Annotated in this window: 12 protein-coding genes; 8 read left to right on the top strand and 4 right to left on the bottom strand. The window is 51.8% G+C overall.

Annotation, left to right across the window (positions count from 1 at the left end; genetic code table 11):
* Positions 1-12 precede the first annotated feature (12 nt).
* The 7 genes from cmoM (at position 13) to gloC (ending at position 10773) form a co-directional block, all read left to right on the top strand.
* The gene (gene cmoM / locus OQV04_RS01825) at positions 13-798 is read left to right on the top strand and encodes a tRNA uridine 5-oxyacetic acid(34) methyltransferase CmoM (protein WP_032280646.1); all 786 of its coding nucleotides are present in this window, start codon (positions 13-15) and stop codon (positions 796-798) included.
* Complete coding sequence (gene mukF, locus OQV04_RS01820; protein WP_001288853.1) at positions 795-2117, top strand: chromosome partition protein MukF; 1323 nt, start codon at positions 795-797, stop codon at positions 2115-2117. The genes cmoM and mukF overlap by 4 nt, the downstream gene beginning before the upstream one ends.
* A complete protein-coding gene (gene mukE, locus OQV04_RS01815) occupies positions 2098-2802 on the top strand; it encodes a chromosome partition protein MukE (RefSeq protein WP_001295347.1) in 705 nt (234 codons plus the stop codon). Before mukF ends, mukE begins: the two co-directional genes overlap by 20 nt.
* Positions 2802-7262 (top strand): chromosome partition protein MukB, encoded by a 4461-nt coding sequence (mukB, locus tag OQV04_RS01810; protein ID WP_247806600.1) that lies wholly within the window; start codon positions 2802-2804, stop codon positions 7260-7262. The genes mukE and mukB overlap by 1 nt, the downstream gene beginning before the upstream one ends.
* A 260-nt stretch (positions 7263-7522) precedes the next feature.
* A complete protein-coding gene (ldtD, locus tag OQV04_RS01805; RefSeq protein ID WP_032280648.1) occupies positions 7523-9370 on the top strand; it encodes a L,D-transpeptidase in 1848 nt (615 codons plus the stop codon).
* A 180-nt stretch (positions 9371-9550) separates the two neighbouring features.
* The gene (locus OQV04_RS01800; protein ID WP_032280656.1) at positions 9551-10102 is read left to right on the top strand and encodes a YcbK family protein; all 552 of its coding nucleotides are present in this window, start codon (positions 9551-9553) and stop codon (positions 10100-10102) included.
* 23 nt (positions 10103-10125) lie between these two features.
* Positions 10126-10773, top strand: a complete 648-nt coding sequence (gloC, locus tag OQV04_RS01795; protein ID WP_001109487.1) for a hydroxyacylglutathione hydrolase GloC — start codon at positions 10126-10128, stop codon at positions 10771-10773.
* Positions 10774-10822: 49 nt separating this feature from the next.
* Here gloC and aspC read toward each other — a convergent pair whose 3' ends face one another.
* From aspC to pncB, 4 genes are all read right to left on the bottom strand, one after another.
* Positions 10823-12013, bottom strand: a complete 1191-nt coding sequence (aspC, locus tag OQV04_RS01790) for an aspartate transaminase (RefSeq protein WP_032280649.1) — start codon at positions 12011-12013, stop codon at positions 10823-10825.
* A 184-nt stretch (positions 12014-12197) separates the two neighbouring features.
* Entirely contained in the window at positions 12198-13286 is a 1089-nt protein-coding gene (gene ompF / locus OQV04_RS01785; RefSeq protein ID WP_000977914.1) for a porin OmpF, read from the bottom strand.
* Positions 13287-13887: 601 nt separating this feature from the next.
* A complete protein-coding gene (gene asnS, locus OQV04_RS01780; protein ID WP_000117881.1) occupies positions 13888-15288 on the bottom strand; it encodes an asparagine--tRNA ligase in 1401 nt (466 codons plus the stop codon).
* A gap of 168 nt (positions 15289-15456) precedes the next feature.
* On the bottom strand, positions 15457-16659 hold the full coding sequence (gene pncB, locus OQV04_RS01775) for a nicotinate phosphoribosyltransferase (protein ID WP_032280650.1): 1203 nt from the start codon (positions 16657-16659) through the stop codon (positions 15457-15459).
* A gap of 265 nt (positions 16660-16924) precedes the next feature.
* Here pncB and pepN point away from each other — a divergent pair, with 265 nt between their 5' ends.
* On the top strand, positions 16925-19537 hold the full coding sequence (pepN, locus tag OQV04_RS01770; RefSeq protein ID WP_023307830.1) for an aminopeptidase N: 2613 nt from the start codon (positions 16925-16927) through the stop codon (positions 19535-19537).
* The last annotated feature ends 12 nt before the right edge of the window (positions 19538-19549 follow it).

Genomic DNA, 19549 nt, shown 5'->3' with positions numbered 1-19549 from the left:
GTGGAGAAAGCAATGCAGGATCGCAATTTTGATGATATTGCGGAAAAGTTTTCCCGTAACATTTACGGCACCACCAAAGGGCAGCTTCGACAGGCTATTCTGTGGCAGGATCTCGATCGCGTGCTGGCGGAAATGGGTCCGCAAAAACTGCGTGTGCTGGATGCGGGCGGTGGAGAAGGGCAGACCGCAATCAAAATGGCCGAGCGCGGGCATCAGGTCATTTTATGCGATCTTTCTGCGCAGATGATCGACCGCGCAAAACAGGCGGCAGAAGCAAAAGGTGTGAGCGACAACATGCAATTTATACATTGCGCCGCTCAGGATGTTGCTTCGCATTTGGAAACGCCCGTTGATCTGATATTGTTCCATGCGGTGCTCGAGTGGGTGGCTGATCCCCGCAGCGTATTGCAGACCCTGTGGTCAGTGTTGCGTCCAGGCGGCGTGTTGTCGTTAATGTTCTACAATGCGCATGGTTTGTTGATGCATAACATGGTCGCCGGGAATTTTGATTACGTGCAGGCGGGAATGCCGAAAAAGAAAAAACGGACGCTTTCGCCAGATTATCCACGCGACCCGGCGCAGGTTTATCTGTGGCTGGAAGAAGCTGGTTGGCAAATTATGGGTAAGACAGGCGTTCGCGTGTTTCATGATTATCTGCGCGAGAAGCACCAGCAGCGCGACTGCTATGAAGCATTACTTGAATTAGAAACGCGTTATTGCCGTCAGGAACCGTATATTACCCTGGGGCGTTATATTCATGTCACCGCGCGCAAACGGCAGAGCAAGGATAAAGTATGAGTGAATTTTCCCAGACAGTCCCCGAACTGGTTGCCTGGGCCAGAAAAAATGACTTCTCCATCTCGCTGCCGGTAGACCGACTCTCTTTTCTGCTGGCGGTTGCCACGCTGAACGGCGAGCGTCTGGATGGTGAGATGAGTGAAGGCGAGCTGGTGGATGCATTCCGCCATGTGAGTGATGCGTTTGAGCAAACCAGCGAAACCATCGGCGTGCGCGCCAATAACGCGATCAACGACATGGTGCGTCAACGTCTGCTGAACCGCTTTACCAGCGAGCAGGCAGAAGGGAACGCAATTTACCGTCTGACGCCGCTCGGCATCGGCATTACTGACTATTACATCCGTCAGCGCGAGTTTTCTACGCTGCGCCTTTCTATGCAGTTGTCGATTGTGGCGGGTGAGCTCAAACGCGCAGCAGATGCCGCCGAAGAGGGCGGTGATGAATTTCACTGGCACCGTAATGTCTATGCGCCACTGAAATATTCGGTAGCAGAAATTTTCGACAGTATCGACCTGACGCAACGTCTGATGGACGAACAGCAGCAGCAGGTGAAGGACGATATCGCCCAGTTGCTGAACAAAGACTGGCGGGCGGCGATTTCCAGCTGTGAATTGTTGCTTTCGGAAACTTCCGGAACGCTGCGTGAATTGCAGGATACACTGGAAGCGGCAGGCGACAAATTGCAGGCTAATCTGTTGCGCATTCAGGATGCGACGATGACTCATGACGATCTGCATTTTGTCGATCGTCTGGTGTTCGATCTGCAGAGCAAACTCGACCGTATTATCAGTTGGGGCCAGCAATCCATCGACTTGTGGATTGGCTACGACCGCCACGTACACAAATTTATTCGTACCGCGATCGATATGGATAAAAACCGCGTCTTTGCTCAGCGGTTACGTCAGTCGGTACAAACCTATTTTGATGAGCCGTGGGCGCTAACTTATGCCAATGCCGATCGTCTGCTGGATATGCGTGACGAAGAGATGGCACTGCGCGATGAAGAAGTGACTGGGGAACTTCCGCCAGATTTGGAATACGAAGAGTTTAACGAGATCCGCGAACAGCTGGCGGCGATCATCGAAGAACAACTTGCTGTGTACAAAACCAGACAAGTGCCGCTGGATCTTGGTCTGGTGGTACGCGAATATCTGTCACAGTATCCGCGTGCACGTCACTTTGACGTTGCGCGCATTGTTATTGATCAGGCGGTACGTCTTGGCGTAGCGCAAGCAGATTTCACCGGACTGCCAGCGAAATGGCAGCCGATTAATGATTACGGAGCCAAGGTACAGGCGCATGTCATCGACAAATATTGAACAAGTGATGCCGGTTAAGCTGGCGCAGGCGCTGGCGAATCCGTTATTTCCGGCGCTGGACAGCGCCTTACGTTCAGGCCGCCATATTGGCCTCGACGAACTGGATAATCATGCATTCCTGATGGATTTTCAGGAATATCTGGAAGAGTTTTACGCGCGTTATAACGTTGAGCTTATTCGTGCACCGGAAGGGTTCTTCTATTTACGTCCACGTTCCACCACGCTGATCCCTCGTTCCGTCTTGTCGGAACTGGATATGATGGTCGGGAAAATCCTCTGTTATCTCTATCTCAGCCCGGAACGGCTGGCGAATGAGGGGATTTTTACTCAACAGGAACTGTACGACGAACTGCTCACCCTGGCCGATGAAGCGAAACTGCTGAAACTGGTGAACAACCGTTCAACCGGTTCAGACGTTGACCGTCAGAAGTTGCAGGAAAAAGTACGTTCTTCGCTCAACCGTCTGCGTCGTTTAGGCATGGTGTGGTTTATGGGCCACGACAGCAGCAAGTTTCGCATTACCGAATCGGTGTTCCGCTTCGGAGCCGATGTGCGTGCTGGCGACGATCCCCGTGAAGCACAGCGTCGCCTGATTCGTGATGGCGAAGCAATGCCGATTGAAAATCATCTGCAACTCAACGATGAAACCGAAGAGAATCAGCCAGATAGCGGAGAGGAAGAATAATGATTGAACGCGGTAAATTTCGCTCACTGACGCTGATTAACTGGAACGGCTTTTTTGCCCGAACTTTTGACCTTGACGAGCTGGTCACGACGCTTTCTGGCGGTAACGGGGCGGGTAAATCCACCACCATGGCGGCGTTCGTTACGGCGCTGATCCCCGACCTGACCCTGCTGCATTTCCGTAACACTACGGAAGCCGGGGCCACCAGCGGTTCGCGCGATAAAGGTCTGCACGGTAAGCTGAAAGCGGGTGTCTGTTATTCGATGCTCGACACCATTAACTCGCGCCACCAGCGCGTGGTGGTCGGTGTGCGTCTGCAACAGGTTGCCGGACGCGATCGTAAAGTGGATATCAAACCATTTGCCATTCAGGGACTGCCGATGTCGGTGCAGCCGACACAGCTGGTGACCGAAACTCTGAACGAACGCCAGGCGCGCGTGCTGCCGCTTAACGAGCTGAAAGACAAGCTCGAGGCAATGGAAGGCGTGCAGTTTAAACAGTTCAACTCCATTACCGATTACCACTCGCTGATGTTCGATCTGGGCATCATCGCGCGTCGTCTGCGCTCCGCATCTGACCGTAGCAAATTCTATCGTCTGATCGAAGCTTCGCTGTATGGCGGGATCTCCAGTGCCATTACCCGTTCTCTGCGCGACTACCTGTTGCCGGAAAACAGCGGCGTGCGTAAAGCGTTCCAGGACATGGAAGCGGCGCTGCGTGAAAACCGCATGACGCTGGAAGCGATTCGTGTCACCCAGTCGGACCGCGACCTGTTTAAGCATCTGATTAGCGAAGCCACCAACTACGTGGCGGCGGACTACATGCGTCACGCCAACGAGCGCCGTGTCCATCTCGACAAAGCCCTGGAGTTTCGTCGCGAGCTACACACTTCGCGTCAGCAACTGGCGGCTGAGCAGTACAAACACGTCGATATGGCGCGTGAGCTGGCAGAGCACAACGGTGCCGAAGGCGATCTGGAAGCGGATTATCAGGCGGCCAGCGATCACCTGAACCTGGTGCAAACCGCACTGCGTCAGCAGGAGAAGATCGAACGTTACGAAGCGGATCTCGATGAGCTGCAGATCCGTCTGGAAGAGCAAAACGAAGTGGTGGCAGAAGCCATCGAACGCCAGGAAGAGAACGAGGTTCGTGCGGAAGCTGCCGAACTGGAAGTGGACGAGCTGAAAAGCCAGCTTGCTGACTACCAGCAGGCGCTGGACGTCCAGCAAACGCGCGCGATCCAGTATAACCAGGCGATTGCTGCGCTTAATCGCGCCAAAGAATTGTGTCATCTGCCGGACTTAACCGCCGACAGCGCCGCCGAATGGCTGGAAACCTTCCAGGCGAAAGAGCTGGAAGCGACTGAAAAAATGCTCACTCTTGAGCAGAAAATGAGCATGGCGCAAACCGCGCACAGCCAGTTTGAGCAGGCTTATCAGCTGGTGGTGGCAATCAACGGCCCGCTGGCGCGTAACGAGGCGTGGGATGTCGCTCGCGAACTATTGCGCGAAGGGGTCGATCAGCGTCACCTGGCAGAGCAGGTTCAGCCGTTGCGGATGCGCTTAAGTGAACTGGAACAGCGTCTGCGCGAGCAGCAAGAAGCTGAGCGTCTGCTGGCAGATTTCTGCAAACGTCAGGGCAAGAATTTTGATATTGATGAACTGGAAGCTCTGCATCAGGAGCTGGAAGCACGCATTGCCTCTCTTTCCGATAGCGTATCTAACGCCCGTGAAGAGCGGATGGCACTGCGGCAGGAACAGGAACAGCTGCAGTCTCGCATTCAGAGTTTGATGCAGCGTGCGCCGGTTTGGCTGGCAGCGCAAAACAGTCTCAACCAGTTGAGCGAACAGTGCGGCGAAGAGTTCACCTCCAGCCAGGACGTCACCGAATTCCTGCAACAGCTGCTGGAGCGTGAGCGCGAAGCCATTGTTGAACGCGATGAAGTGGGCGCGCGCAAAAACGCTGTCGATGAAGAGATCGAACGTTTAAGCCAGCCTGGCGGCTCTGAAGACCAGCGTCTGAATGCGCTGGCGGAGCGTTTTGGCGGCGTGCTGCTGTCAGAAATTTATGATGACGTTAGCCTGGAAGATGCGCCGTACTTCTCAGCGCTGTATGGCCCGTCACGCCACGCCATCGTGGTGCCAGATCTGTCACAGGTAACTGAACACCTGGAGGGCTTGACCGATTGCCCGGAAGATCTCTATTTGATCGAAGGGGATCCGCAGTCATTCGATGACAGCGTGTTCAGCGTTGATGAGCTGGAAAAAGCGGTAGTGGTGAAAATCGCCGATCGTCAGTGGCGTTATTCACGTTTCCCGGAAGTGCCGCTGTTTGGTCGTGCTGCGCGTGAAAGCCGTATTGAAAGCCTCCATGCCGAGCGTGAAGTGCTTTCCGAACGCTTCGCCACGCTCTCCTTTGATGTACAGAAAACCCAGCGTCTGCATCAGGCGTTCAGCCGCTTTATCGGCAGTCATCTGGCGGTGGCGTTTGAGTCTGACCCGGAAGCAGAAATCCGTCAACTGAACAGCCGTCGCGTCGAACTGGAGCGGGCGTTGAGTAATCATGAAAATGATAACCAGCAGCAGCGTATTCAGTTTGAGCAGGCGAAAGAAGGCGTTACGGCGCTGAACCGCATTCTGCCGCGTCTCAACCTGTTGGCTGATGACAGCCTGGCGGATCGCGTCGATGAAATCCGCGAACGTCTGGATGAAGCCCAGGAAGCCGCGCGTTTTGTTCAGCAGTTTGGCAATCAACTGGCGAAACTGGAACCGATCGTTTCGGTATTGCAGAGCGACCCGGAACAGTTCGAACAGTTAAAAGAAGATTACGCGTACTCTCAGCAGATGCAGCGCGATGGCCGTCAGCAGGCGTTTGCCCTGACGGAAGTGGTGCAGCGTCGTGCGCACTTTAGCTATTCTGACTCGACAGAAATGCTTAGCGGTAACAACGATCTCAACGAAAAACTGCGTGAACGTCTGGAACAGGCGGAAGCGGAGCGTACCCGCGCTCGCGAAGCGTTGCGCGGTCACGCAGCGCAGTTGAGTCAGTACAACCAGGTGCTGGCTTCGCTGAAAAGTTCTTACGACACCAAAAAAGAGCTACTCAACGATCTGCAACGTGAATTGCAGGATATCGGCGTGCGTGCTGATAGCGGGGCAGAAGAGCGGGCACGTATTCGCCGTGACGAGCTGCATGCACAACTGAGCAATAACCGTTCGCGCCGCAATCAACTGGAAAAAGCGCTCACCTTCTGCGAAGCGGAGATGGACAACCTGACCCGCAAACTGCGCAAGCTGGAGCGTGATTACTTTGAGATGCGCGAGCAGGTAGTGACCGCGAAAGCGGGCTGGTGTGCAGTCATGCGCATGGTGAAAGATAACGGCGTTGAACGCCGCTTACACCGTCGTGAGCTGGCTTATCTCTCCGCTGATGATTTGCGTTCCATGTCGGATAAGGCGTTAGGTGCGCTGCGTCTGGCGGTGGCGGATAACGAACATCTGCGCGACGTGCTGCGCATGTCGGAAGATCCGAAACGTCCGGAGCGTAAAATTCAGTTCTTCGTGGCGGTTTATCAGCATCTGCGTGAACGTATTCGTCAGGATATTATTCGTACCGATGATCCGGTGGAAGCTATCGAACAGATGGAGATCGAACTTAGCCGTCTGACCGAAGAATTAACCTCCCGTGAACAGAAACTGGCGATCAGTTCCCGCAGCGTGGCGAACATCATTCGTAAAACCATTCAGCGCGAGCAGAACCGTATCCGTATGCTCAACCAGGGGTTGCAGAACGTATCGTTTGGTCAGGTGAACAGCGTGCGTCTCAACGTGAACGTGCGTGAAACGCACGCCATGCTGCTGGATGTGCTCTCTGAACAGCACGAGCAGCATCAGGATCTGTTTAACAGCAACCGTCTGACCTTCTCGGAAGCGCTGGCGAAATTGTATCAGCGTCTTAATCCGCAGATTGATATGGGGCAGCGCACGCCGCAGACCATTGGCGAAGAACTGCTGGATTACCGCAACTATCTGGAAATGGAAGTTGAGGTTAACCGTGGTTCCGATGGCTGGTTGCGCGCAGAGTCTGGTGCATTGTCGACCGGTGAGGCGATTGGTACCGGTATGTCGATTCTGGTGATGGTGGTACAAAGCTGGGAAGATGAATCTCGCCGCCTGCGCGGTAAAGATCTCTCTCCTTGCCGCCTGCTGTTCCTCGATGAAGCAGCGCGACTGGATGCTCGTTCTATTGCCACGCTGTTTGAATTGTGTGAACGTTTGCAAATGCAGCTCATCATCGCAGCGCCGGAAAATATCAGCCCGGAGAAAGGCACCACCTATAAACTGGTGCGTAAAGTCTTCCAGAATACCGAACACGTTCACGTCGTCGGCCTGCGAGGATTTGCGCCGCAACTCCCTGAAACGCTTTCAGGAAGTGACGAAGCGCCTTCTCAGGCGAGTTAAAATTAAGGCGGCAGCAATGCCGCCTTTTCTTTTTCCGAAAACTCCGTTTCTGCACTAAAAAAGTGGCACATTACGGCGCGCTTTTCTTTAAACTTCTTTACATTAGGTTATGTAAAAACGTATCGGCGTTTATATACTGAAGATAAGCCTGATGAGTAACAGGCTTGCTCGTCATACTTTCGTGAGTATTGGCGTTGTACAGGCAAGTCGTAAAATAACAGCCTGGCTATTCAGAGTATGATAAAAACAGGGGGCAAGGGATGTTGCTTAATATGATGTGTGGTCGTCGGCTGTCGGCAATCAGTTTGTGCCTGGCCGTAACATTCGCTCCACTGTTCAATGCGCAGGCCGATGAGCCTGAAGTAATCCCTGGCGACAGCCCGGTGGCTGTCAGTGAACAGGGCGAGGCACTGCCGCAGGCGCAAGCCACGGCAATAATGGCGGGGATCCAGCCATTGCCTGAAGGTGCGGCAGAAAAAGCCCGCACGCAAATCGAATCTCAATTACCCGCAGGTTACAAGCCGGTTTATCTTAACCAGCTTCAACTGTTGTATGCCGCACGCGATATGCAACCCATGTGGGAAAACCGTGATGCTGTTAAAGCCTTCCAGCAACAGCTGGCAGAGGTGGCGATTGCTGGTTTCCAGCCGCAGTTTAATAAATGGGTAGAGTTACTGACCGATCCTGGTGTTAACGGGATGGCACGTGACGTGGTGCTCTCTGATGCGATGATGGGCTATCTCCATTTCATTGCAAATATTCCGGTCAAAGGCACTCGCTGGCTATATAGCAGTAAACCTTATGCGCTTGCAACGCCGCCGCTTTCGGTGATTAACCAATGGCAGCTAGCGCTGGATAAAGGTCAATTGCCTACGTTTGTTGCAGGACTGGCACCGCAGCATCCGCAATATGCGGCGATGCATGAATCGTTACTAGCCTTACTCAGTGACACCAAACCGTGGCCCCAACTGACCGGCAAAGCAACGTTGCGCCCAGGGCAGTGGAGTAACGACGTACCGGCGTTGCGTGAAATATTGCAACGCACAGGCATGTTGGACGGGGGGCCGAAAATTACTCTACCTGGCGATGACACGCCAACTGACGCGGTAGTCAGCCCATCCGCTGTTACTGTTGAAACAGCAGAAACTAAGCCGATGGACAAGCAAACGACGTCTCGTAGTAAACCTGCGCCTGCCGTTCGTGCCGCCTACGATAATGAACTGGTGGAAGCCGTTAAACGTTTTCAGGCATGGCAAGGATTGGGGGCAGATGGTGCTATTGGCCCGGCAACGCGGGACTGGTTAAACGTAACGCCCGCCCAGCGTGCTGGCGTGTTGGCACTCAACATCCAGCGATTGCGCTTGCTGCCAACAGAGCTTTCTACCGGGATCATGGTTAACATTCCGGCCTATTCGCTGGTCTACTATCAGAACGGCAATCAGGTGCTGGATTCGCGAGTCATTGTCGGTCGCCCCGATCGCAAAACGCCGATGATGAGCAGTGCCCTTAACAACGTAGTGGTAAACCCGCCGTGGAACGTACCATCAACTCTGGCACGCAAAGATATTCTGCCGAAAGTGCGCAACGATCCGGGATATCTCGAAAGCCATGGCTATACGGTGATGCGCGGCTGGAACAGCAGAGAAGCGATTGACCCATGGCAGGTTGACTGGTCTACAATCACGGCCTCGAATTTACCGTTTCGCTTCCAGCAGGCTCCAGGCCCACGGAACTCGCTGGGGCGCTATAAATTCAATATGCCGAGTTCAGAGGCCATTTATTTGCATGACACGCCGAACCACAATCTGTTCAAGCGTGATACACGCGCATTGAGCTCAGGCTGTGTACGAGTGAATAAAGCTTCCGATCTGGCGAATATGCTGTTGCAGGATGCAGGCTGGAATGACAAACGTATTTCTGATGCGCTGAAGCAGGGTGATACACGTTACGTCAATATTCGGCAGTCGATTCCGGTGAATCTCTACTACCTGACGGCCTTTGTTGGTGCAGATGGTCGTACCCAGTATCGTACAGATATTTACAATTATGATCTGCCTGCGCGATCCAGCTCGCAAATCGTATCGAAAGCGGAACAATTAATCAGGTAAATGAAGTAGTTCGGGGAAATCAGTTGTCGTAATAATTAGCATGATTGGGGGCAATTCTCTGCAGCCCCCGTCACTGCTGGGGTTGAGTCATCTTGACGTCTGCTTTACGGGCGGTTAAGGTGCCTCTTGTGCGCCAGAAGTGCATATAAACGATAACATTGACCTGTAGACTTGATTATCATGGACAAATTCGACGCTAATCGCCGCAAATTGCTGGCGCTTGGTGGCGTTGCACTCGGTGCCGCCATCCTGCCGACCCCTGCGTTTGCAACACTCTCTACCCCACGCCCGCGCATTTTGACACTCAATAATCTTCATACCGGAGAGTCAATCAAAGCGGAGTTTTTCGATGGCAGAGGCTATATTCAGGAAGAATTGGCAAAACTTAACCATTTTTTCCGCGATTACCGCGCGAACAAAATAAAGTCCATCGACCCAGGATTATTCGACCAGTTGTATCGCCTGCAAGGGTTGTTAGGCACGCGCAAACCGGTGCAACTCATTTCCGGTTATCGTTCCATTGATACCAACAATGAACTACGCGCCCGCAGCCGTGGAGTAGCGAAGAAAAGCTATCACACTAAAGGCCAGGCGATGGATTTCCATATTGAAGGTATCGCGTTAAGCAATATTCGCAAAGCCGCGTTATCTATGCGCGCAGGTGGTGTAGGATATTACCCACGTAGTAACTTTGTGCATATTGATACCGGGCCAGCACGGCACTGGTGGTAATTGCTTAACGAAACAGGGGCAGTATGAACTATCGTATTATTCCGGTCACCGCATTCTCCCAGAACTGTTCATTGATCTGGTGTGAACAAACCCGCCTGGCCGCACTGGTCGATCCTGGCGGCGATGCGGAAAAAATCAAACAGGAAGTTGATGACAGCGGCCTGACACTGATGCAGATCCTGCTGACGCATGGTCATCTGGACCACGTTGGCGCAGCGGCGGAACTGGCGCAACATTACGGCGTGCCGGTTTTTGGTCCGGAAAAAGAAGATGAGTTCTGGCTGCAAGGCTTGCCTGCGCAAAGTCGTATGTTTGGTCTGGAAGAGTGCCAGCCGCTGACGCCAGATCGTTGGCTGAACGAAGGCGATACCATCAGCATAGGGAATGTGACTTTACAGGTGTTACATTGCCCTGGGCATACGCCGGGTCATGTCGTGTTTTTTGATGATCGGGCAAAGCTGCTGATTTCTGGCGATGTTATTTTCAAAGGCGGAGTAGGGCGCAGTGACTTCCCGCGTGGCGATCATAATCAACTGATTTCTTCAATCAAAGATAAGTTGCTGCCACTGGGGGATGACGTGACATTTATTCCGGGTCACGGACCATTATCCACACTTGGTTATGAGCGCCTGCATAATCCCTTCCTGCAAGACGAAATGCCCGTCTGGTAAAGGCGCATAAAAAAGCCCGCTTTTCAGCGGGCTTCATTGTTTTTAACGCTTACAGCACTGCCACAATCGCTTCGCACAGCGGAGCCATATTATCTGGTGTCATCCCGGCCACGTTTACGCGACCAGAAGCAACAGCATACACGCCAAACTCTCCGCGCAGACGCAGCACTTGTTCTTTTGTCAGGCCACTGAAGGAGAACATGCCGTTCTGTTTGATGATAAAGCTGAAGTCGCGGTTTGCGCCTTTTTCCTGCAGCGTATTGACGAACAACTGACGCATACGCTGAATACGCTGGCGCATATCAGTCAGCTCTTGTTCCCAAATCGCACGTAACGCATCGTTGCTCAGGATGGTGGCAACAACAGAAGCGCCGTGTGCTGGTGGGTTAGAGTAGTTAGCGCGAATCGCCGCTTTCATTTGGCTGAATGCGCGATCAACGGTTTCACTGTCGGCAGCAACCAGAGTACAAGCGCCAACACGCTCGTTGTACAGGCCAAAGTTTTTAGAGTAGGAACTGGCAACAATCAGCTCTTTATGCATAGCCGCGAAAGCGCGCAGTCCTTCAGCATCTTCTTCCAGACCACGGGCAAACCCTTGGTAAGCGAAGTCAAACAGCGGTAACCAGCCTTTCTCAACGGAGAGTTGTGCCAGTGTCTGCCATTGTTCCAGCGTAGGGTCGATACCGGTTGGGTTATGGCAGCAGCCATGGAACAGCACTACATCGCCAGCCTGAGCTTCGTTCAGACTGTTAATCAGTGCATCGAAGTCAAGGGTGTGATTTTCCGCGTCATAATAAGCGTATTCACGAACTTCCAGACCTGCAGAGTTAAAGACGCTCTTATGGTTCGGCCAGCTTGGGTTGCTCACCCACACACGCTTAACGCTGGTATTTTTTGCCAGGAAATCGGCAGCTACGCGTAGTGCGCCAGTGCCCCCCGGAGTCTGTGCCGTGCGAGCACGTTTGTCATTGATCAGGGCGCTACCTTTACCAAATAGCAGTTCCTGAGTGCAGCGACCAAATTCAGGGATGCCGTCAATGCCGAGGTAATTTTTGGTGGTTTCATTTTCGAGCAGATACTGTTCAGCCTTTTTCACGCTGGTCAGTACCGGGGTTTTGCCCGTCTCATCTTTATAGACACCAATCCCGAGGTTAATTTTGCCGGGACGTTCATCGGCACGAAACAGATCGGCCAGGCCCAGAATCGGGTCGGCAGGAGCGGCGGTAATGTTCTCAAACATGACGAGGTTCCATTATGGTTACAGAAGGGAAGTCCGCTATCAGGGTAACGGGAGATTTACAAAATTCCAACTATTACTGATGAAAACGCAGGCTGTTTTTGCAAGACGTGAGATTGCTCTGGAAGGCATAAAAAAAACAGGACCAACGTCCTGTTTTTTCGGCATTTAACAAAGAGGTGTGCTATTAGAACTGGTAAACGATACCCACAGCAACGGTGTCGTCAGAACCTACGCCCAGTTTGTTGTCAGAATCGATCTGGTTGATGATGTAGTCAACATAGGTGGACATGTTTTTGTTGAAGTAGTAGGTTGCGCCCACTTCAAAGTAGTTCACCAGATCAACATCACCGATACCTTCTACGTCTTTCGCTTTAGATTTGGTGTAAGCGATGGACGGACGCAGACCGAAATCGAACTGGTATTGCGCAACTAACAGAACGTCTTGCGTTTTGTTGGCGAAGCCGCTGATGTTTGTAAATTTATTAGTGATCGGCGTAGCGTTACGGGTTTCACCGTAGTTCGCTGCCAGGTAGATGTTGTTCGCGTCATACTTCAGACCAGTAGCCCACTGTTCAGCTTTTTTACCGTTGCCAAGAAGTTGAGCTTCTTGCAGGTTGGTACGGTCAGCTGCACCATAAGCACCAACGATACCAAAGCCTTCGTATTCGTAGCTGATAGAACCGCCAACACCGTCGCCGTTAGAGCGGCGTGCAGTGTCACGCTCGTTTTTACCCAGGTACTGAACAGCGAAGTTCAGGCCATCAACCAGACCAAAGAAGTTGGAGTTACGATAGGTAGCAACGCCGCCAACACGACCAACGAAGAAGTCATCGCTGTATGCAGTATCACCACCAAATTCTGGCAGCATATCGGTGTAACCCAGTGCATCATAAACCACACCGTAGTTACGGCCGTAATCGAAAGAACCAACGTCAGCGTATTTAAGACCCGCGAATGCCAGACGCGTTTTGTTACCAGTTTGAGCGTCAGCGCCTTCAGAGTTGTTACCCTGGAAGTTATATTCCCACTGACCATAACCGGTCAGATCGGAATTGATTTGAGTTTCCCCTTTAAAACCAAGACGGGCATAGGTCATGTCGCCATTGCCACCGTAACTGTTTTCACCGTTACCCTTGGAGAAATAATGCAGACCGACAGCTTTACCGTACAGATCTACTTTGTTGCCATCTTTGTTATAGATTTCTGCAGCGTTTGCAGTACCTGCTACTAACAGAGCAGGGACGATCACTGCCAGAATATTGCGCTTCATCATTATTTATTACCCTCATGGTTTTTTTTATGACACCTGCCACTGCCGTCAATAATTTCTGTCAATAAAAATTTACGGAACTATTGATGAGAGTTTGGTGTCTTTATGTGTCTGCAGGCATCTTTCCATTCAAACTAACGTTTCGCTACCGTGAAAGTGCTACAAAGATAAAGATTTAGTTTCAAAAAGAAAAAATATGTAACTAAAAGTAAAAATTAAGGAACTTTGTGAACACCGTCATATTTCCATAGAGGCGTGATGATATTTACAGCAATTTTTATCTATTTATATGATTTCCTTATATTTAAATTAACTAAACGGAAATTTTGTTTCTGATGGAAACTTTATCGACCTGGCACAAAATCCTCTTTCAGACATCCAGAATGCCAAAAAATAGTATGAAAATTGTGCTATCAGCTAAGAAAAAACTAATCCGCAATAAGAATGCGGGTTATTTTTTGTGCGTAAATGTTGCAATGTAATATTCCGTAACAGGATGATCGTTATGGCGGGGTTGCAAATAGATTGATTGACTTAACAAACAGATAACTTGACAGAAAGGATAAAAAAGAGCCAGCGGGTGCTGGCTCTTATAGACGCTAAATTAGAAGCTGGCGTTACGCGGAGTACGTGGGAACGGAATCACATCACGCACGTTTTGCACACCAGTTACGTAAGCAATCAGGCGTTCAAAACCAAGACCGAAACCTGAATGCGGAACAGTACCGTAGCGACGCAGATCGCGATACCACCAGTAATCTTCTTTATTCAGGCCCATTTCCAGCATACGCTCGTCCAGCACGTCCAGACGTTCTTCACGCTGGGAGCCACCAATGATCTCACCGATGCCCGGAGCCAGAACGTCCATAGCCGCAACGGTTTTACCGTCTTCGTTGAGGCGCATATAGAACGCTTTAATATCTTTCGGATAGTTTTTAACCACTACCGGTGCTTTAAAGTGTTCTTCCGCCAGATAACGCTCATGCTCAGAAGAGAGATCGACGCCCCAGTAAACCGGGTTTTCAAACTTCCTGCCGCAGTTTTCGAGAATGGTCACTGCGTCGGTGTAATCCACCTGCGCGAAATCGGCCTCAATGAAGCGTTCCAGACGTGAAACGGCATCTTTATCTACGCGTTCAGCGAAGAATTTCATGTCGTCAGCGCGTTCTTCGAGAACCGCTTTGAAGACATATTTCAGCATGGCTTCAGCCAGACCCGCGATATCGTTCAGGTTAGCAAACGCCACTTCCGGCTCCAGCATCCAGAACTCCGCCAGGTGACGGCTGGTGTTGGAGTTTTCTGCACGGAAAGTCGGGCCGAAGGTATAAATTTTGGACAATGCGCAAGCGTAGGTTTCACCGTTCAACTGACCAGATACGGTCAGGAAAGACTCTTTACCAAAGAAGTCTTTGTCGAAATCCACTTTACCCTGATCGTTACGCGGCAGGTTTTCCAGATCCAGCGTAGAAACGCGGAACATTTCGCCAGCACCTTCGGTATCAGACGCAGTAATCAGTGGCGTTGAAACCCAGAAGAATCCCTGCTCGTTAAAGAAGCGATGCAGCGCCTGCGCCAGCGTATGGCGAACGCGCGCGACGGCACCAATCAGGTTTGTGCGCGGACGCAGGTGAGCGACTTCACGCAGATACTCAATGCTGTGGCGTTTTGCCGCCATCGGGTAAGTGTCTGGATCTTCAACCCAACCAGCAACTTCAACCTTGCTGGCCTGAATTTCAAATTGTTGCCCCTGGCCCGGCGACGCCACGACTTTACCCGTCACAATGACCGAGCAACCGGTGGTCAGACGCAGGACGTCTTCATTGTAATTGGGCAGAGAATTATTGATGACAGCCTGTACAGGATCAAAGCAGGAACCGTCATAAACGGCGAGGAAGGAGATGCCAGCTTTTGAATCTCGGCGGGTACGTACCCATCCGCGTACGGTGACTTCGCTGTCAACGGCTACGCGGCCCTGGAGTACGTCGGCTACAGGCACAACGCTCATAATATTCTCTCTGTTAATAGTCGGAAAAAATAAACACTTGTCCACCCGTAAATGGGGGGGATACCTATGTTACCTGGCATCTGCAATCAGACAAGCAGAATTCGCAAATGCAGCGAAAGATTTCGGAATTAAAGGTAAAAAAAGGAGCCGATTAGCTCCCTGATGATATTAACTGGCTTTTTTAATATGCGGAAGGTCGAACGCTTTGCGCAGCGCCCGAACAAACGCTTTATCGTGGCAGATAGTTTTGCCAGGGCTGTCAGAAAGTTTCGCCACCGGTTTACCGTTACACTCTACCAACTTAATCACAATATTCAGGGGTTTTACCTGGGGGATATCGCAGGTCAGGCGAGTCCCAATACCAAAACTTAATTGCACGCGGGAAGAGAAGTGGCGGTATAGCTCAACCGCTTTGCGTAAATCCAGATTGTCAGAGAAAACCAGCGTTTTACTCTGTGGATCAATTCCCAGCTTTTCATAATGTGCAATGGCTTTTTCACCCCATTCAACCGGGTCGCCAGAGTCATGACGCAGGCCCTGATACCGACTTGCGAACTCGACACCGAAATCACGCAGGAAAGCATCCATAGTGATGCAGTCGGTTAATGCAATGCCAAGTTGGTCGGGATACTCTTCCAGCCAAGCAGCAAGTGCAGCTCGCTGGCTGTTGGCTAGATCCGGGCTGATTTGCTGATGTGCCTGGAACCATTCGTGTGCCTGTGTTCCCATCGGCGTGAGGGAAAGCCGACGCGCCAGATCGTAGTTGCTGGTGCCCACGAACCAGGATTCCTGTTGCAGACGCTTAACGATGGCTTCTTGTACTTCGCGAGAAAAACGGCGACGGGTGCCAAAATCCATCAGATGGAAGCGCGACATATCAAGACCGGCGGTTAACGCCGAGAAGTCGACTAATTTGCTTTCCAGCGTGTCGAGGGCTTGCGCAACGTCGGCCTGCGGTGAGCGATAGCGATGTACCATTTCACTGATAACCGCCAGCAAAGGAACTTCCCAGAGGATGACTTCACGCCACGGGCCGCTTAAACGAATATCCAGCTTGCCATTATCGTTGGACACGGTGACTTGTTCCGGGTTAAAGCGGAACTCGCGTAGCCAGTTAAGATAGTCGGCCTTAAAGAAAGGCAGGGCAGAAAGCCACTGATATTCATCATCCTGCAGGCGCAGGTGCTGCATCGCCTGAACCTGTTCACGAATAGCATCGGCATAAATACCCAGCAGATCGTCACCTCGGCAACGAAACTCCGCCGCGACATGCACATCGTAATAGTGATGAAACACGGCTTGCTGCATATGCAACTTATAAGCATCTGTATCCAGCAACGAGTGCAGAACAGGAGAAGCGAATTGTGTCATAGGTGCGCAGTAGCGTCCTCGTACAGGAGCGTTTAGTACAATAAACATCTTCAGGAACTGCTGGAGTATACCTTGTTTCGCAATTTATTGAACCCCGATCACACCATATGCCACCTTTCTGGTCGATGGCATTACGCGGTGTATGTTATAAAAATGTAGCAATAAAGGCGTTTGTACCTGAAAAGATGAAGATTCTGCATAGCGCGATTTACGCAACAGGAATAGACTGAACACCAGACTCTATAAAAGATGCTAAAGGTTATTTATGACTCAACAGCCACAAGCCAAATACCGTCACGATTATCGTGCGCCGGATTACCAGATTACTGATATTGACTTGACCTTTGACCTCGACGCGCAAAAGACGGTCGTTACCGCGGTCAGCCAGGCTGTCCGTCATGGTGCATCAGATGCTCCGCTTCGTCTCAACGGCGAAGACCTCAAACTGGTTTCTGTTCATATTAATGATGAGCCGTGGACCGCCTGGAAAGAAGAAGAGGGCGCACTGGTCATCAGTAATTTGCCGGAGCGTTTTACGCTTAAGATCATTAATGAAATAAGCCCGGCGGCGAATACGGCGCTGGAAGGGCTTTATCAGTCAGGCGATGCGCTTTGCACCCAGTGTGAAGCCGAAGGTTTCCGCCATATTACGTATTATCTCGACCGCCCGGACGTGCTGGCGCGTTTTACCACCAAAATTATTGCCGATAAAACCAAATATCCTTTCCTGCTTTCCAACGGTAACCGCGTTGCGCAAGGCGAACTGGAAAACGGACGTCATTGGGTACAGTGGCAGGACCCGTTCCCGAAACCGTGCTACCTGTTTGCGCTGGTGGCAGGCGACTTTGATGTACTGCGCGACACCTTTACCACGCGTTCTGGTCGCGAAGTAGCACTGGAGCTGTACGTCGATCGCGGCAACCTTGATCGCGCGCCGTGGGCGATGACCTCGCTGAAAAACTCAATGAAATGGGATGAAGAACGCTTCGGCCTGGAGTATGACCTCGACATCTATATGATCGTCGCGGTGGATTTCTTCAATATGGGCGCAATGGAGAATAAGGGGCTGAATATCTTTAACTCCAAATATGTGCTGGCCCGCACCGATACCGCCACCGACAAAGATTACCTCGATATTGAACGCGTTATCGGCCATGAATATTTCCATAACTGGACCGGTAACCGAGTGACCTGCCGCGACTGGTTCCAGCTCAGCCTGAAAGAAGGTTTAACCGTCTTCCGCGATCAGGAATTCAGCTCTGACCTCGGTTCCCGCGCGGTAAACCGTATCAATAATGTGCGCACCATGCGCGGATTGCAGTTTGCGGAAGACGCCAGCCCGATGGCGCACCCAATCCGCCCGGACATGGTCATTGAGATGAACAACTTCTACACCCTGACTGTTTACGAGAAGGGCGCGGAGGTGATTCGCATGATCCACACCCTGCTTGGCGAAGAAAATTTCCAGAAAGGGATGCAGCTCTATTTCGAGCGTCATGATGGTAGCGCAGCGACCTGTGACGATTTTGTGCAGGCGATGGAAGATGCGTCGAATGTCGATCTCTCCCATTTCCGCCGTTGGTACAGCCAGTCCGGTACGCCGGTTGTGACCGTCAAAGACGACTACAATCCGGAAACCGAGCAGTACACCCTGACCATCAGCCAGCGCACGCCAGCCACGCCGGATCAGGCAGAAAAACAGCCGCTGCATATTCCGTTTGCCATCGAATTGTATGACAACGAAGGCAAAGTGATCCCGTTGCAGAAAGGCGGTCATCCGGTGAATTCCGTGCTGAACGTCACCCAGGCGGAACAGACCTTTGTTTTTGATAATGTCTACTTCCAGCCGGTGCCTGCGCTGCTGTGCGAATTCTCTGCGCCAGTGAAACTGGAATATAAGTGGAGCGATCAGCAACTGACCTTCCTGATGCGTCATGCGCGTAATGATTTCTCCCGTTGGGATGCGGCGCAAAGTTTGCTGGCAACCTACATCAAGCTGAACGTCGCCCGTCATCAGCAAGGGCAGCCGCTGTCTCTGCCGGTACATGTGGCTGACGCTTTCCGCGCGGTGCTGCTCGATGAGAAGATTGATCCGGCGCTGGCGGCAGAAATCCTGACGCTGCCTTCTGTCAATGAAATGGCTGAACTGTTCGATATCATCGACCCGATTGCTATTGCCGAAGTACGCGAAGCACTCACTCGTACTCTGGCGACTGAACTGGCGGATGAGCTGCTGGCTATTTACAACGCGAATTACCAGAGCGAGTACCGTGTTGAGCATGAAGATATTGCAAAACGCACTCTGCGTAATGCCTGCCTGCGCTTCCTTGCTTTTGGTGAAACGCATCTGGCTGACGTGCTGGTGAGCAAGCAATACCATGAAGCAAACAATATGACCGATGCGCTGGCAGCGCTTTCTGCGGCGGTTGCCGCACAGCTGCCATGCCGTGACGCGCTGATGCAGGAGTACGACGACAAGTGGCATCAGGATGGTCTGGTCATGGATAAATGGTTTATCCTGCAAGCCACCAGCCCGGCGGCGAATGTGCTGGAGACGGTGCGCGGCCTGTTGCAGCATCGCTCATTTACCATGAGCAACCCGAACCGTATTCGTTCGTTGATTGGTGCGTTTGCGGGCAGCAACCCGGCAGCGTTCCATGCCGAAGATGGGAGCGGTTACCAGTTCCTGGTGGAAATGCTTACCGACCTGAACAGCCGTAACCCGCAGGTAGCTTCGCGCCTGATTGAGCCGCTGATTCGCCTGAAACGTTATGATGCCAAACGTCAGGAGAAAATGCGCGCGGCGCTGGAACAGTTGAAAGGGCTGGAAAATCTCTCTGGCGATCTGTACGAGAAGATCACCAAAGCACTGGCTTAATAAATAACCGAA

The sequence above is a fragment of the Escherichia sp. Lx600-2 genome (genome assembly GCF_036662595.1).
Taxonomy (GTDB): Bacteria; Pseudomonadota; Gammaproteobacteria; order Enterobacterales; family Enterobacteriaceae; genus Escherichia; species Escherichia coli.
This window is presented reverse-complemented; position numbering and strand designations above follow the sequence as displayed.